The sequence below is a fragment of the Streptosporangium sp. NPDC023615 genome (genome assembly GCF_040640155.1).
Taxonomy (GTDB): Bacteria; Actinomycetota; Actinomycetes; order Streptosporangiales; family Streptosporangiaceae; genus Streptosporangium.
In genome coordinates this window covers 63,245-76,811 of record NZ_JBFABE010000036.1, presented here as the reverse complement: position 1 = coordinate 76,811, position 13,567 = coordinate 63,245, and the positions used below count along the sequence as shown (strand labels likewise).

Genomic DNA, 13,567 nt, shown 5'->3' with positions numbered 1-13,567 from the left:
CAGCCCGCGGCACCTACCTCGTCGAGCCTTTTACACCGCTCCGAGGACGCGACCCCGCGTACCACCTTGGACGCCTTGCCCAAAGCGTCCGCGATGGCCTTTTCCCGGTCCTGGCCGGCGTGCCGGTAGATCACGCCGTCCGCGTGGAGGAGTTCCCCATGCGGGCGTCAGCTCTTTGAGACTAGCCCCGTTGGAAGCCGACATGAGATGTGCGTGGCATTCTCCATCCTTTTGTCGGCCTCACACTGATGGGATGCTCAGCCCATGACGGAACAAGAAGATCCCGCCGCACGTCAGGGAAAGGCGACTGACGGCACCCAACCAGTGGACGGGTGGGGGAACGCAGCTCTTGCCCTGAGCGCAGCGGTTCCCGTCTTCGGCTTCATCATCGAAGAAGAACTCACCACCAACGCCCTCCTTGGAGCACTCATCTTCGCGACCGTCGGAATTGGGCTGCGTATTGAGGCAGCGATCAAGAGCCGTAGGTGACGTGCCACTCGTGTGCCGGTACGGCCGGGGAATCACGAGGAATCGCGGGCAGGTGAAGACCACCTCTCACCTGTACCGCAGCAGTTCGGGAGGTCGTGTGCCGAGATCGTGGAGATTGTCTCCTCGATCTAGCCGTCGGAGTACAGGCAGAAGGGGTGCCCTGCCGGATCGAGGAGGACCCTGACGTTCTCCTGAGGCTGGTGGCCGGCCTCCTGCGCACCCATCTCCAGCGCGTGAGCGACCGCGGCGCGCAGATCGGTCACCTCGAAGTCAAGGTGCATCGTGATGCGTTGCGCTCCCTCGGTGGCGGGCCATACCGGGCGCACGTATCCCGCCGACGACTGGAAGGCTATGTACGCGACCCCTTCCGGCGGTGTGATGGTGGTCACACCGGGCTCGTGTCCGACCACATCCCATCCCAGGAGACTCGCGTAGAACTCCGCCAGCGAACGGGGGTCGGGAGCCTCAAGCACGACGCCCCACCAGTCGGACCTTGACCGACGTGGCGTGGACGGGGCATGGGTGGTTCGTCCGCGCACCGTCACAGTGTGCCAGAGACGGTACGACGCCGTTGCGCATCGGACCTCGCACCAGGCCCGTCGTCGGGGGAAAGCGCCTCCGGCGGGGGCTCGCGGGGAATCACGGATACCCGAAGAGCTCCCCCGAAGGCCGGCGTCACCCCAGCTCAGACACCAGGTGCGTCAGGGACTTCCCAAGCTGACAGCGCGGGTTCGATCCCCGTCTCCGCTCGATCGCAAGGCTCCAGGTGTGAGAGAAAACCCGATGGGCTTCGATCGTTTCCCATTCTCGCTCGCCTGCCGGAAGAACTGATCTCGCCGGTGCTCTCTTTGCGCTTCGAGGGCGGAGGAAAGCATCGTCCCGGTCGTCTGTGGCACCCTCTGACTCATGGCGATCAAGGCTTTGCTGTTCGACGTCGACGGTGTGTTGCTGGACTCCGGGGCGACGCATCGGCGCATCTGGAACGCCTGGTCCGACATGCGTGGACTGGACAGAGACCGGGTGTGGAGCCTCACCCACGGCCGCCGGCCCGAAGACACCGTCCGCGATGTCGCACCTGCCCTCGATCCCACCGCCGAGCGCAAGGTGTTGAACGATCTGATGGCCAAGGAAGGCGACGCCTTCCCGGCAGCGGAGGGGGCCGTGACCCTGCTGGGCAGGCTGGCTCGACGCCCTTGGGCATTGGTCACGTCAGGCAGCAGAAGCCCGGTCCACAGGCGCTTCAGGTCTGCCTCGCTCCCGTTACCCTCGGTGCAGATCTATGGCGAGGACGTCGAGTACTCAAAGCCTCATCCTGAGGGCTATATCAAGGCGGCCGAACTTCTCGCGGTTGATCCCGCCGACTGCATCGTGATCGAAGACGCACCTCATGGGATAACCGCGGGGAAGGCGGCGGGATGCACCGTGGTAGGTGTAACCACCACCCATATCTCCGATGATCTGGACAAGGCGGATATCTGCTTTTCCTCGCTTGACGGGGCGGCGCCCTATCTCCTCACGATGATCGGTGATCGCTGAGTACCGGCACGAGTGCAGCAAAGGCACGCGAGGGCTCGCATCAACACTCGTCCGGCATTGCTCGGAGCCGGACTTCGAACTCCCGATCATGGCTGAAACGGTCCTGCCGAAGAAGTGGTCTCACGCCCCTGATGAGAGGAGTGACGTGGCCGAAGCCCATGACGCCCTGCGAGGACACCTGGAGGGCTTCTTCCGGGGGCATCGGGTCGATTGCCTGCCTGGTGTCGTGGGCCCCGTCGGGGAGCGGCTCCCGGGGTTCCGGATCTTCCGTATCGGACCGGGGCCGCGGTTCGGCGGCTGGACCTACGTGAGTTCGGGCTGCGCCACCGTCGCCTCGGCCGAAGGGCACGGCCTGGAGTTCGTTCTCACCGCGCGCACCGATGACTGGCAGCACCTCGAGTCGATGACCATGAGCGCCTACTATCACGCGGGCCCGTCCGAGCAGCGGCTCGACCACGGTCATGTCGTCCCGATCGGCCGGCCGTGGTTCACCGGTTCGTCGTGCGACCGGTATCTGGTCAGCCTGCCTTACCCCTTCGGACCCGATTTCGAGGTCTGGGCGTGGGACGGCGGCCACGCCCGCATCCTCTGGCTCTTACCGATCACCCCGGCAGAACGCGACCTCGTCATGGACGTCGGCCTCGAAGCCCTCGAGTCGCTCTTCGAGGAGAGGCAGGTCGACTACATCGACCCTCATCGGCCGTCGGTCGCCTGACAACGGGGACCGGCATCCCCTCGTGGCCTCCGGTCACCGCGCCCGCCCAAGGGGCGGCTGCCGTACGGTCGCCTGCCTGAAGTGCCCCTCCACGGTGCACGTCCGTGCCCGCCCAGGCGGGTGCTCCCCTGTGCGGCACCTGGATACCGATGCCGGAGGAGAGGTGTCCGGTGGCGTGGAGTTCGGCACTCGCCGCTCCTTTCTCAGCCTCCGTCCAGGCGATGAAGGGGGTCGGAACGGTGGTCCGGCATAGGATTTCCGGCATGAACGGGGGCACTCCAGGGCGATTGATCTTGCTGTGCGGGCTGCCGGGGGCAGGCAAGACGACTCTGGCGAAGCGGCTGGCCGACCGGATTCCGGCCGTTCGCCTCTGTCCGGACGAATGGTTGGCCCACCTGGGCATCGACCTCCACGAGGCAGAGCCACGCGATCGGCTGGAAGGGCTGTTCCGGCGGCAGTCGGAAGACCTCGTCCGGCTCGGAGCGAGTGTGATCCTGGAGTTCGGTTTCTGGGTTCGTGCCGAACGCGATGAGATGCGGCTCCGTGCTCGCGCGCTCGGGGCCACTGTCGAGCTGCACTACCTGGCGGTTCCCGTCGACGAGTTGTGGCGTCGGCTGGAAACGCGCAACAGGTGGGAAGCGCCGGGCACGGCGGTTGTCAGCCGCGACATGATCGAGCAGTGGGCCGAGGCCTTCGAGGCTCCCGATCGTGGTGAGCTCGCCCTCTTCGATCGCCCCTGGGGGCGGCACGACGGGAGAGTCGGTTCCCGCGCCTCCGGCGGGGGGCTCGACTCGGGGTGATCAGCGCGGGCGGCGCGCGTGTACGTCACGCGCCTCATGGCGGGGACGGGGACCGGTGCGCTCCTCGGGGCCCGGTCGCCGATCACCGGAATCGGTAAGGGAGTCTTCGTGCGTGTCGTCATACCGCTGTTCGAACGGTTCACCGCCCTTGACGCGGTAGGTCCCTACGAGGTGCTCAAATTCCTGCCGGGTGCCGAGATCGTGTTCGCGGCCACCGAGTCCGGACCGGTGCGGGACGTCCCCAGGTCGCTGGCCATCACCGCCGACGCGGCGTTCGCCGACATCGACTCGTGTGACGTGTTGCTGGTTCCCGGGGGTCCGGGAGCGCGGGGGCTGTTGCAGGACGCCGGACTTCTCGACTGGATCCGGCGCATGCACCGGGGAAGCGTCTGGACGACCTCCGTGTGCACGGGGTCGTTGCTGCTGGGAGCCGCCGGACTGCTGACGGGACTCTCGGCGACGACCCATTGGGCGGCGGTCGACGTGCTGGAGTCGTTCGGGGCCGCCTATACGGCCGAGCGGGTGGTGTTCCAGGGAAAGATCGTGACCGCTGCCGGGGTTTCCTCCGGCATCGACATGGCGCTCGCACTGGCGGCACAGATCGCCGATCAGACCACCGCCGAGGCGATCCAGCTTGCGATCGAGTACGACCCGCGACCGCCGTTCGACGCCGGGTCCCCCGCGAAGGCGTCCCAGGCCGCCAAGGATCTTCTCGCCCGGGGGATCCGCTGACGGCACGAGCCCCTGGGTGACCCCGGTGGCACCGCGACGCGTGACGTTCGCGTGCCGGTACGGCCGGGAACAGGGGAGTTCACGGGACCTGCGACCGTCCCGGCCTGGGCCGCGGTGGTTCGAAGGGCCGCTCACCGGGATCACGTACCGGTGCGGGCGGACGGGGAGGGCGAACCGGCCGGCCCCGGTGGTCGCCGACGCGGTGAGCGGCTACTTCAGGGTGGCGAGCTGGATCAGGTTGCCGCACGTGTCGTCGAAGACGGCGGTGACCACCGGGCCGAGGTCGGTCGCGTCCTGGGTGAACTCGACGCCCAGGCCCTTGAGCCGTTCGACCTCGGCGTACACGTCGTCGACGGCGAACTGGGTGAACGGGATGCCGTCGGTGACCAGGGCCTTCTTGAACGGGCCCGCCGCCGGGTGGCCGTCCGGCTCCAGCAGCAGCTCCACACCGTCCGGGTTCGCGGGCGAGACCACGGTGAGCCATCGGGCCTCGCCGGCGGGCACGTCGGTCTTCTTGATGAATCCCAGCTTCTCGGTGTAGAAGGCCAGCGCCTTGGCCTGGTCGTCGACGAACACGCTGGTGATGTGGATACGGATCATGGGTTCGGTGCCTCTCGGTCGATGGGCCACCGCTCGATGATCGAGCGCAGCGGGCTCGTGTCGATGTGGTGGAACTTGTAGCGGCTCTGCCGCCGGGTGTGCACCAGGCCGGCCTGTTCGAGCACCGCGAGGTGCTGCGAGATGGCCTGGCGCGAGGAGGCCAGGCCGTGCTTCATGGTCAGTCGGTTGCAGATCTCGAACAGCGTCTGACCGTCCTTGTCGGTCAGCTCGTCCAGGATGATCCGTCGTGTCGCGTCGCCGATGGCCTTGAACAGGTCGGGATCTGCGTCCATGGGCACAGTTATAGGCAAGTAGTCGCTTGCCTGTCAAGGGAGGGAGGTCCGTTCGGGGCCGCGGCGCGGGTGCCGGCTCTCCGGACGGTGACGGCCCGGGTCGGGGCGCTGCCGAGCCGTCGCCTCCAGGTGGCCCGGTCGGGATGAAGGCCGGGCTCGTGGTGCGACAGGCACGCGTGGCGCAGGGCCCATTCGAACCCCTCGCGGGTGATCTCGACGGCCAGCACGGTCCGCTGTCCTCCTTGGTGCCCCAGCCGCAGCGGTACATCATCCACAGGAACGAGGGCTTGATCCACGTCATCCGTTCCCGTCTCCAGGTGTCGGGAAAGCGGCCGTGACGAGCGGCGGGGAGGCCGATCTCCGGGGCGTAGGCCTGGTAGACGGTGATCGTGTACGTGGTGCGGACCGCCCGGATCCTGTGTCTCGGTTCTTCCGTGGTAGACAGGATGAGGCGTGCGGCCGGGAAGGGCGATCGGTTTAGCGGCGGCCTTCTCCGCTGTGGAATGACGTCGCCGTGAATGAGCCGGAGGGCGACGTCCCGCGCGCGACGAACGACGATGTGAAGCGTGTGAGGGCCCGGGGAAATACGGCCCTAATGCTGGGGCGGTCCTGGTCTCCCGCTCTTCGTCGCGGGCGGCCTCGAGGCGCCGTCCCAGGTCCGGCCGGCGCGCCGGTTTTTTGCCGTGACGAATGCCGGTTTACGGATCGAGGCGCCGATTCGGGAGAACGGGTATTGGCCGCGACGGCGTCGTCCCCGGCCGGCCACCGCCGTTGATCGGCGAGAAATCCGCTGGTCGTCGATGTAGTGAGCGTGGCCGACGACCCGCGTCCGCTCCCCTCCCGAGTCGTTCTCCGACCGCCCGGCGGGGCGGCGATCGGCCGCCGCCTTTCCTTTTCATCGCGGCGTCATAGGGTGTCCGCGCAGGCGTCACGGCGTCTTTACTTCTGACGGAGTGCTCGTTCCTCCGGGGGCCTCGACGAGAGAAAGCGTACCGGTGAGTATTCTTGCGGCAGGCGCGCTTGCATTCTTTCATAGGTATAAGATGCCTTTCTCTATTTCATGGACGGAGGTACCCGTTGGAAGCGTTCCCGGAAGAGAGCCAGTGGAGGCTGCTGACCTCCGCGGGATTGCGGGAGGATTTTCAGGCCGCGTGGATCGAGGGCGGCGACATCGGCGAGATCGCCGCCGGGTTGGGGGTCGATCCCGCCACGACGCTCGAATGCGACCTGGCCACCGCGCTGCGGTGGAGCGGGGCGGACGCGTGCACCCCGGTCATCTGGATGGGCCGGCACTCGCCGGGCTGGACGTTCGCCCTGGTGGTCGCCGGTTCGGTGCTCGACCTGAGCCTGCCGGACCGGCGGGTCCTCGACCTCTGCTACCTGCGGGAGATCGACGAGTTCTACGGTGTCGGCGGCCTCCACGACCGGACGGGCCTCGGCGACCTCCGCCTGAAGGACCAGGGTGACGAGGACGACCTCGATCCCCACCTGGTCGCCGTCGGGCGGGTCACCGGCCGGTTCATCGACCGCGACTGGCTCGCCGAGCGACGGACCCTGTGCCGGGTCCCGGTGGGGGTGATGGCCTCATGAGATGCGACGGGGAACGGGGTGACGGCCTCATGACATACGACGGGGAACGGGGTGACGGCCTCGCGACGTACTACGGGGAACAGTGGGCGCCGCTCGGGGCGCGCGGGTTCCGCGACATGTTCGCCGGGACCTGGATCGAGGGCGACGACCCCGACGAGATCGCCCGCGACCTCGGTTCCGATCCGGCGACGGCGGTGCGCTGCGGGCTCGGGGAGGCGATGCGGGACTACGAGCCGTACGCGTTCAGGGAGCTCGTCTGGCTCGGCGGGCACGCCCCCGGCTGGAGCCACGCCATCACCGTCGCCGGGCCGCCCCTGCGCACCGACCTGCTGGCCGCCGCCGGGCGCAGGTTCGTCCAGGTGGTGTGGGACGCCGGTGACCTGGGCGTGCACGATCTGTACTACTCGGACGGGGTCACCGCCGGGCGGCGCAGCCCGGTCGACATCGCCGCACCCGGCTGGCCCTTCCACGAGTACGCCGAAGGCCTCGAACCGAGCCGCCCCGGCCTGGTGGACGTGTTCTCCGGAGGCCCGGCCAGGCCGGTGGGCAGCCTGGGGCTGTGGCTGGACAACTGGCTGATCCTGGCGGGCCGCCTCTCCGGGCGGTTCATCGACGAGCGGTACCTCGACTCCCCCCGGTCGCTGTACAGCATCCCGATCTGACCGGCCGTCCCCGGCCTCCGAGGGTTCGCGACGCCCCGGCCCTCCCGCCGGGCAGGCCCGTGGTCCCGGATCACGACCGCCCCGCCCGCCCGTCCGCGCCCCTCGCCGTCGTGCCCCCGGCCCGTGGTCGTTCACGGGCTCCCGGCGCCGGCCGATCCCGGGTCGAGGTCACGACGCCATGTGAGCAGGGTGACGCGGTCGCCCCTGCGGTCGAGGGTCTCCGGTTCGGCGTCGGTCAGGTGAAAGCCGGTGGCGCGCGCCACCGCGACGCTCGCCTCGTTCGCCGGATCGACGCGCAGGGCCAGGCCGCGCATCCCCAGCGAGGTGGCGGCGTACCGCGCCATCACCTCGACGGCGCGCGCCGCCAGCCGCCGCCCCCGGTGCCGGGCGCCGATCGCGTACGCGAGCTCGGCCACCTGGGCCTCACCGGGTCTGAGGAAGAGCAGCACCTCTCCCAGCGCCTCGCGGCCGTCCTCGGTGACGGCGAGCTGCACGCCGCGGCCGGCGGCACGCGCCGCGCGGGCCCGGGCCAGATACTCCCGGGCGGCGCCGGCGTCGAACGGTGAGCGCAGCGGGGTCCAGCGGGCGACCTGCGGCTCGTCGAAGAGGCCGACCATGGCGGGCAGGTCGTCATCGGTCCACTCGCGCAGGTGCAGCCCGAGCCCGGACAGCCGCAGGTGGGAGGGGAAGGGGTTCTCGGTCTCGTCCGGCGCCGTCATGGAACCGATTCTGCCCCCGGGCGCAAAACATGATCAAGGTCACGGCCGGCCTCCCGCGACGTCCGGGCCGGGCGTCGCGGGGGCGGAGCGCGCACGGGCCCGGCGGCCGCCGGTACGAGCCGGGACGACGCGGGGACGCGGGAGCCGGGAGGCGTGTCCCCGGACGGCGCGCCCGGCACGCGCGGTCCGGGTCGTGCGGTGATCGCGCGGTTACCATGCGTCAAAACGATGTTCGACGACGGTCGTGCCGAGGGCACCCCTGTTCGCGGGCGCGTCGGAGCCGTCGTCCCCGGCGCGCTCCCCGCCGTGACGCGGGCCCGCCGTCGCTCCTGCCGCCGCTCCTGCCGTCGGGAGGGCTCCGCGAACGGCACGGGCGGGCCGCCGCGGCGGCGTGGAACCGCCGGGGAGTCCTCGACCCGATCACGACGACGGGGGTGCGCGGTGACCGGGATGCTTCAGCGTGCGACCGTCGCGCTCCTGGTGGCGGGTGGCGCGACGTGGGCGACGGCGGCGAGTTCGGCACGTCCGGCTCCGGATCCCGATTTCTCGCTGACGGTGAGTCCGGCGCGCCTGGTCGTCGGCCCGGAGGAGATCGACGCCGGGCATTCGTTCCACGTGATCAACAGGGGCCGATCGCCGGTCGAGGTGAGGGTCGGCGGCACGGATCTCACGACGGACGAGTCCGGTGGGGCGGCCCTCCGGCGCGACGCCCCCCGTTCGGCCGCCGGTTGGCTCACGGTCAGGCCGTCGCGATTCCGCCTGGCCCCCGGCGCGGAGCGGAGCGTCACCGTGCTGATCGATCCTCCGGCGCGGGCGGAGAGCGGCGGGCACCAGGCGGCCCTGCTCTTCGTCGTCCCCACGCGTGACACCGAAGGCGATGTCCTGTTGAACCGGGCGATCGGAACCCCCCTGTACATCACGGTCCCGGGACCGGCCGACACGTCGGTGCGCATCGCCGGCCTCACCACTCCTCGCGCCTTCACGACGGGTGGTCCCGTCGACTTCACCGTCGCCCTCGACAACCTCGGGACCGCGCACCGCGACCTCTCCGGCCCCGACCGCCTGAGGCTGCGGGTGAACGGGGAGGACGTGCCGTTCCCCGACCTCGTCCTGCCGCGCGGGACGAGCGCGACCGCCACCGTCAGATGGGCCGACCCGCCGCCGGCGTGCGTCTGCCGCGCGACGGTGTCTATCGCCGGGACGCCCGGGACGTCCCGGGCGAGCGTCATGCTGCTCGTCCTCCCGCTCCGGCCGCTCGCGGCGCTGTCGGCGTCGGCGCCGATCCTGTACGTCGTCGTGCGGCGGCTACGCCGGCGCTACCGGACGCGGGCGGGCGCGCCCCCCGGCCGGGCCGGTGGCGGCGGTCAGGATCACGGCGCAAGTCGTACGAACCGGTGATTTTCTCGCGCCGCGACGTCCCGGTGCGGCAGATGGGGGAGGCGACCATCGGAATTCGTCCCGCAGACCGTGGCCGTCCGTCACATACTGAGACACCACATACGCGGAAAGTGACCGACGAGGGGCGCGGCGGTGACGGTAACGATCCTTCAGAGAGCCCGTACGGGGCGGGACGGCTCTGGAATCACGGACGGCTCTGGAACCACGGACGGGTCCGGGTTCACGGACGAGTCCGACATCACGAACGGCTGTGACATCACCAGGGAGGAGACGATCCGGTCCGACGTCGACGTCACCGTGATCGTCCCCCTGCACAACTGCCGTTCCTATCTGGACAGGTGCCTGACCTCGCTGCTGATCCAGCGGGTGGCCCTGGAGGTGGTGGTCGTCGACGACGGCTCCACCGACGGCGGCGGGGCGCTGGCCGACCTGTACGCCTCCTGCCACCGCGGCGTGGTCCGCGTCGTCCGGCAGGAGGCCTCCGGCGGCGCCGGGCGGCCGCGCAACGTCGGGCTCTCCCACGCGCGCGGCAGGTACGTCTTCTTCTGCGACGCAGACGACTACCTCGGCCCCCAGGCGCTGGAGCGGATGCTCGCCATGGCCGACCGCAACGGGTCGGACATCGTGCTCGGGAAGATCGTGGGGCACGACCGCAAGGTGCCGGTGTCGATGTTCAAGGAGAACGCCGAGCGGGTGCCGCTCGGCCACAGCGCGGTCTACAACAGCCTGAGCTGCTTCAAGCTGTTCCGCAGGGAGATGCTGGACCGGCACGCCATCCGCTTCGACGAGACGCTCCTGGTGGGCGAGGACGTGGTCTTCACCACCCACGCCTACTGCCACGCCGACGTGATCTCGGTGGTCGCCGACTACGACTGCTACCACCTGGTCGACCGGCCGGACGGGACCAGCATCATGCAGCGGCGGGGCAGCCGGGACCCGGTCTCCTGGCTGCGGATGATCAAGAAGCCGATCGGGCTCATGCTCGCCCACGTGCGTCCGGGCGAGCTGCGCGACCACCTGCTGCGCCGGCACTTCCGGATGGACGCCTTCGGCAACCTGGGCAGGCCCTTCCTGGAGGCCGGGGAGGTCCAGCGCAAGGAGATCGTCGCCGAGGTGGCCGACATGTGCGAGCGGTGGCTGACCGACGGCGTCCGTGACCGGCTTCCCGCGATCGACCGGAGCAGGATCGCCGCGCTGGAGGACATCGACCGGCTGGTGCGGCTGGCGCACATCGAGTCGGCCGCGGTCCGCCGGGAGCTGACCGCGCTGCGCTGGGAGGGGGAGGGGCGCCTGGCCGTCTCGGGGAAGGTGGCGCTGAGCACGCTGGAGCGGTACGACCGGCCGGAGATCGCCGGCGGGGACCCCGTCCTGGTGCTGCGCCGCCGCAACCCGGGCATCGGCCCGGTGGACGAGGTCACGATCCCGGTGACCGGCGGCTGTGCCGGGTTCACCGGGATCGTGGACGTCACCACCCTGGCGACGGGCGTCTGGGACGTGCACGTCAGCGTCACCTTCGAGGGGGTGCCCAGGACCGCCCGGCTCGGCGCCGACCGGGACGGGGTCGTCGCCCCGCCCGCGCCACGGGTGGCGGGCGACGTGGTCGCCCTGCCGTACTTCACCCGTCCCTACGGCAACCTCAGCCTGGACATCGGCGGGTACGTGGTCCCGGTGCCGGGGGGCGCGCGGCTGGTGCGCGCCCGGTGGACGGCCGGGCACCGGCTGGTGCTCGACGGGGAGGCCGTCGTGGGCGCCGCCTCGCCGGCACCGAGGGCGGTGCGCCACCTCGTCTGGCGGGAGCGCGAGTCGGGGCGGGAGCGGCGCGAGCCGGTCGCGGTCGGCGGGGACGGCACGTTCACGGCCTGCCAGGCGATGGGCAGGCTCGGCCCGGGCACCTGGGACGCCTACCTGGAGCTGGACCTGGGCGGGCCGCCCGCCCGGTTCAGGATCGAGGCGGTGCCCGAGGTGATCGAGCATCCGCGTACCTGGTGGCGGGGCACGACCCGGTGGAGCGTCCGGCCCTACGCCACCGCGGGCAAGGGCCGGCTCAGCACGGTGGTGCGCACCCTCGGCCCGCGCACCTTCATCAAGCGCATCGTTCGTTAATGCCACTATGTTGCACCTACAAGCCATGGCCTAAAGTGGGGTCACATCCGCATCCCGGAGGCTTGTCGTGCACGTACCCGATGGCTTTTTCAACGCGGCCGTGTCGCTGTCGGCGGGAGTCGTGGCCGCCGCGGGCGTCACCGTCTGCCTGCGCGGCGCCCGCCGCGAGCTCGACGACCGCACCGCTCCGATGGCGGGCCTGGTCGCCGCCTTCATCTTCGCGGTCCAGATGCTCAACTTCCCGGTCGCGGCCGGGACCAGCGGTCACCTCCTCGGAGGGGCGCTCGCGGCGATACTCGTCGGTCCCTACACGGCGGTGCTCTGCGTGGCCGTCGTCCTGCTCGTCCAGGCGTTCTTCTTCGCCGACGGCGGGCTGACCGCGCTGGGCGTCAACATCACGCTGATGGGCGTCGTGGCGGTGCTGGTCGCGTGGGGCGTCTTCCGCCTGATCACCCGGAGCGTGCGGGGCAGGGGGGCCGTGGTGGCCGCCTCGTTCGTCGCGGCGCTGCTCTCGGTGCCCGCCACGGCGCTGGTGTTCACGCTGCTGTTCTGGATCGGCGGCACCGCGCCGATCGAGATCGGCACGGTGGCCGCGGCCATGGGGGGCGTCCACCTGCTGATCGGCGTCGGGGAGGGCCTGATCACCGCCGTCACGGTCAGCACGGTCCTGGCCGTCCGGCCCGACCTGGTGTACGGCGCCAGGGAGATCGTCGCGCCGCTGGTGCTGCGCGGCACGGACGGGGACGTGACCGTCGTCCCCGGTGCCCCCGGCGCCCCGGTCCCGGCCGCGACCTCCCGCCGCCGGAACTGGTTCCTGCCGGCCGGGGTGGCGGCGACCGCGCTGCTCGCGGGCGCGGTCAGCTTCTACGCCTCCTCCTCGCCGGACGGCCTGGAGCGGGTCGCCGAGGACAAGGGCTTCATCGGCCAGGCGGCCGACCACCCGCTGGGCGAGCAGCCACTGGCCGACTACGGGGACGTGGGCGGCATCCCGGTGGGGGTGGCCGGTCTGGTCGGCGCCGGGGCGACCCTCGTCGCCGGCGGCGGGCTCTTCCTCGCCGTGCGCCGGCGCGGCGGGGACTCCGGACCGGCCGACGACCGCCGCGAGGAGGCCTCCGTCTAGTGGGAGCCGGCCACGCGAGCCGCCTGTTCCGGCCGGGGGACACGCTCGTTCACCGGCTTCCGCCCCAGTGCAAGCTGGTGGCGGTGGCCGGTTTCGCGCTGGTCGTGGTCGCCACCCCCCGCGAGTGGTTCTGGGCCTTCGGGCTGTACGCGGTCCTGCTGGCCGTCGTGGCGGCCCTGGCTCGCGTGCCGGCCGGGTTCGTGCTGCGGAGGATGGTGGTGGAGGTCCCGTTCGTGGCCTTCGCCCTGGCCGTCCCGTTCATCGGGTCCGGCGAGCGGACGACCTTCATGGGGCTCTCGCTCAGCGTCGCGGGCCTGTGGGCCGCGTGGAACATCCTGGCCAAGGCGACCCTGGGCGTCGCCGCGAGCGTGCTGCTCGCGGCCACCACCGAACCCCGGCTGATGCTGCTGGGCGCCCAGCGCCTGCGGCTGCCGCCGCTGCTGGTGCAGATCGCCATGTTCATGCTCCGCTACCTGGACGTCATCCTGGACGAGATGCGCCGGATGCGGGTGGCCAGGGAGTCACGCGGGTTCACGGCCAGGGACGTGCGGCACATCCCGGTGATCGCCAGGTCGGCGGGCGCGCTGTTCATCCGCTCCTACGAGCGGGGCGAGCGGGTGCACCTGGCGATGCTGAGCCGCGGGTACACGGGCACGATGCCGGTGATCCAGGACGTGTCCGCGGCGTCGCGGCAGTGGCTGGCCGCCGGTATGTTGCCGGGTGCGGCGCTCGCCGTGCTGCTCGGAAGCTGGGGGTTCACATGAGCTCGCCCTCGTCCTCGCCGTCCTCGCCGCCCGGGACGGCACCCCG

15 protein-coding genes and 1 pseudogene are annotated in these 13,567 nt (G+C 70.7%); 11 read left to right on the top strand and 5 right to left on the bottom strand.

Going from position 1 to position 13,567, the window contains the following annotated elements:
* Positions 1 to 264: 264 nt before the first annotated feature.
* The gene (locus tag AB0G16_RS23825; RefSeq protein ID WP_362808794.1) at positions 265 to 489 is read left to right on the top strand and encodes a hypothetical protein; all 225 of its coding nucleotides are present in this window, start codon (positions 265 to 267) and stop codon (positions 487 to 489) included.
* A 128-nt stretch (positions 490 to 617) separates the two neighbouring features.
* On the opposite strand, the gene AB0G16_RS23820 is transcribed toward AB0G16_RS23825, so the two are convergent.
* A complete protein-coding gene (locus tag AB0G16_RS23820) occupies positions 618 to 962 on the bottom strand; it encodes a VOC family protein (RefSeq protein WP_362808791.1) in 345 nt (114 codons plus the stop codon).
* Positions 963 to 1,395: 433 nt separating this feature from the next.
* On the opposite strand from AB0G16_RS23820, the gene AB0G16_RS23815 reads away from it, so the two are divergent.
* From AB0G16_RS23815 to AB0G16_RS23800, 4 genes are all read left to right on the top strand, one after another.
* Complete coding sequence (locus tag AB0G16_RS23815) at positions 1,396 to 2,025, top strand: HAD-IA family hydrolase (RefSeq protein ID WP_362808789.1); 630 nt, start codon at positions 1,396 to 1,398, stop codon at positions 2,023 to 2,025.
* Positions 2,015 to 2,740 carry a suppressor of fused domain protein gene (locus tag AB0G16_RS23810; protein WP_362808786.1) on the top strand — a complete coding sequence of 242 codons (726 nt, stop codon included), beginning with the start codon at positions 2,015 to 2,017 and terminating at the stop codon, positions 2,738 to 2,740. The genes AB0G16_RS23815 and AB0G16_RS23810 overlap by 11 nt, the downstream gene beginning before the upstream one ends.
* Positions 2,741 to 3,003: 263 nt before the next feature.
* The gene (locus AB0G16_RS23805; RefSeq protein ID WP_362808783.1) at positions 3,004 to 3,540 is read left to right on the top strand and encodes an AAA family ATPase; all 537 of its coding nucleotides are present in this window, start codon (positions 3,004 to 3,006) and stop codon (positions 3,538 to 3,540) included.
* Positions 3,541 to 3,648: 108 nt separating this feature from the next.
* Complete coding sequence (locus tag AB0G16_RS23800) at positions 3,649 to 4,272, top strand: DJ-1/PfpI family protein (protein ID WP_362808780.1); 624 nt, start codon at positions 3,649 to 3,651, stop codon at positions 4,270 to 4,272.
* Positions 4,273 to 4,482: 210 nt separating this feature from the next.
* On the opposite strand, the gene AB0G16_RS23795 is transcribed toward AB0G16_RS23800, so the two are convergent.
* The 3 genes and pseudogenes from AB0G16_RS23795 to AB0G16_RS23785 form a co-directional block, all read right to left on the bottom strand.
* On the bottom strand, positions 4,483 to 4,869 hold the full coding sequence (locus tag AB0G16_RS23795) for a VOC family protein (protein ID WP_362808799.1): 387 nt from the start codon (positions 4,867 to 4,869) through the stop codon (positions 4,483 to 4,485).
* Positions 4,869 to 5,165, bottom strand: coding sequence for a metalloregulator ArsR/SmtB family transcription factor (locus tag AB0G16_RS23790; protein WP_362808777.1), 297 nt, complete (start codon positions 5,163 to 5,165; stop codon positions 4,869 to 4,871). Before AB0G16_RS23790 ends, AB0G16_RS23795 begins: the two co-directional genes overlap by 1 nt.
* An 8-nt stretch (positions 5,166 to 5,173) precedes the next feature.
* Positions 5,174 to 5,580, bottom strand: a pseudogene (locus AB0G16_RS23785) (DUF4291 family protein).
* Between the two features lie 662 nt (positions 5,581 to 6,242).
* Here AB0G16_RS23785 and AB0G16_RS23780 point away from each other — a divergent pair.
* Both AB0G16_RS23780 and AB0G16_RS23775 read left to right on the top strand, forming a co-directional pair.
* Complete coding sequence (locus AB0G16_RS23780) at positions 6,243 to 6,755, top strand: hypothetical protein (protein WP_362808774.1); 513 nt, start codon at positions 6,243 to 6,245, stop codon at positions 6,753 to 6,755.
* Positions 6,756 to 6,784: 29 nt separating this feature from the next.
* Positions 6,785 to 7,417: a hypothetical protein gene (locus AB0G16_RS23775; RefSeq protein WP_362808771.1), complete on the top strand. Its 633-nt coding sequence runs from the start codon at positions 6,785 to 6,787 to the stop codon at positions 7,415 to 7,417.
* Between the two features lie 131 nt (positions 7,418 to 7,548).
* On the opposite strand, the gene AB0G16_RS23770 is transcribed toward AB0G16_RS23775, so the two are convergent.
* The gene (locus tag AB0G16_RS23770; protein ID WP_362808769.1) at positions 7,549 to 8,136 is read right to left on the bottom strand and encodes a GNAT family N-acetyltransferase; all 588 of its coding nucleotides are present in this window, start codon (positions 8,134 to 8,136) and stop codon (positions 7,549 to 7,551) included.
* Positions 8,137 to 8,586: 450 nt separating this feature from the next.
* Here AB0G16_RS23770 and AB0G16_RS23765 point away from each other — a divergent pair, with 450 nt between their 5' ends.
* The 4 genes from AB0G16_RS23765 to cbiQ all read left to right on the top strand — a co-directional run bounded on the left by AB0G16_RS23765 (position 8,587) and on the right by cbiQ (position 13,521).
* Positions 8,587 to 9,534, top strand: coding sequence for a hypothetical protein (locus AB0G16_RS23765; protein ID WP_362808766.1), 948 nt, complete (start codon positions 8,587 to 8,589; stop codon positions 9,532 to 9,534).
* A 132-nt stretch (positions 9,535 to 9,666) separates the two neighbouring features.
* Positions 9,667 to 11,637, top strand: a complete 1,971-nt coding sequence (locus AB0G16_RS23760) for a glycosyltransferase family 2 protein (protein WP_362808763.1) — start codon at positions 9,667 to 9,669, stop codon at positions 11,635 to 11,637.
* Between the two features lie 67 nt (positions 11,638 to 11,704).
* Positions 11,705 to 12,757, top strand: a complete 1,053-nt coding sequence (locus tag AB0G16_RS23755) for an energy-coupling factor ABC transporter permease (protein ID WP_362808760.1) — start codon at positions 11,705 to 11,707, stop codon at positions 12,755 to 12,757.
* Positions 12,757 to 13,521, top strand: a complete 765-nt coding sequence (gene cbiQ / locus AB0G16_RS23750; RefSeq protein ID WP_362808757.1) for a cobalt ECF transporter T component CbiQ — start codon at positions 12,757 to 12,759, stop codon at positions 13,519 to 13,521. The genes AB0G16_RS23755 and cbiQ overlap by 1 nt, the downstream gene beginning before the upstream one ends.
* The last annotated feature ends 46 nt before the right edge of the window (positions 13,522 to 13,567 follow it).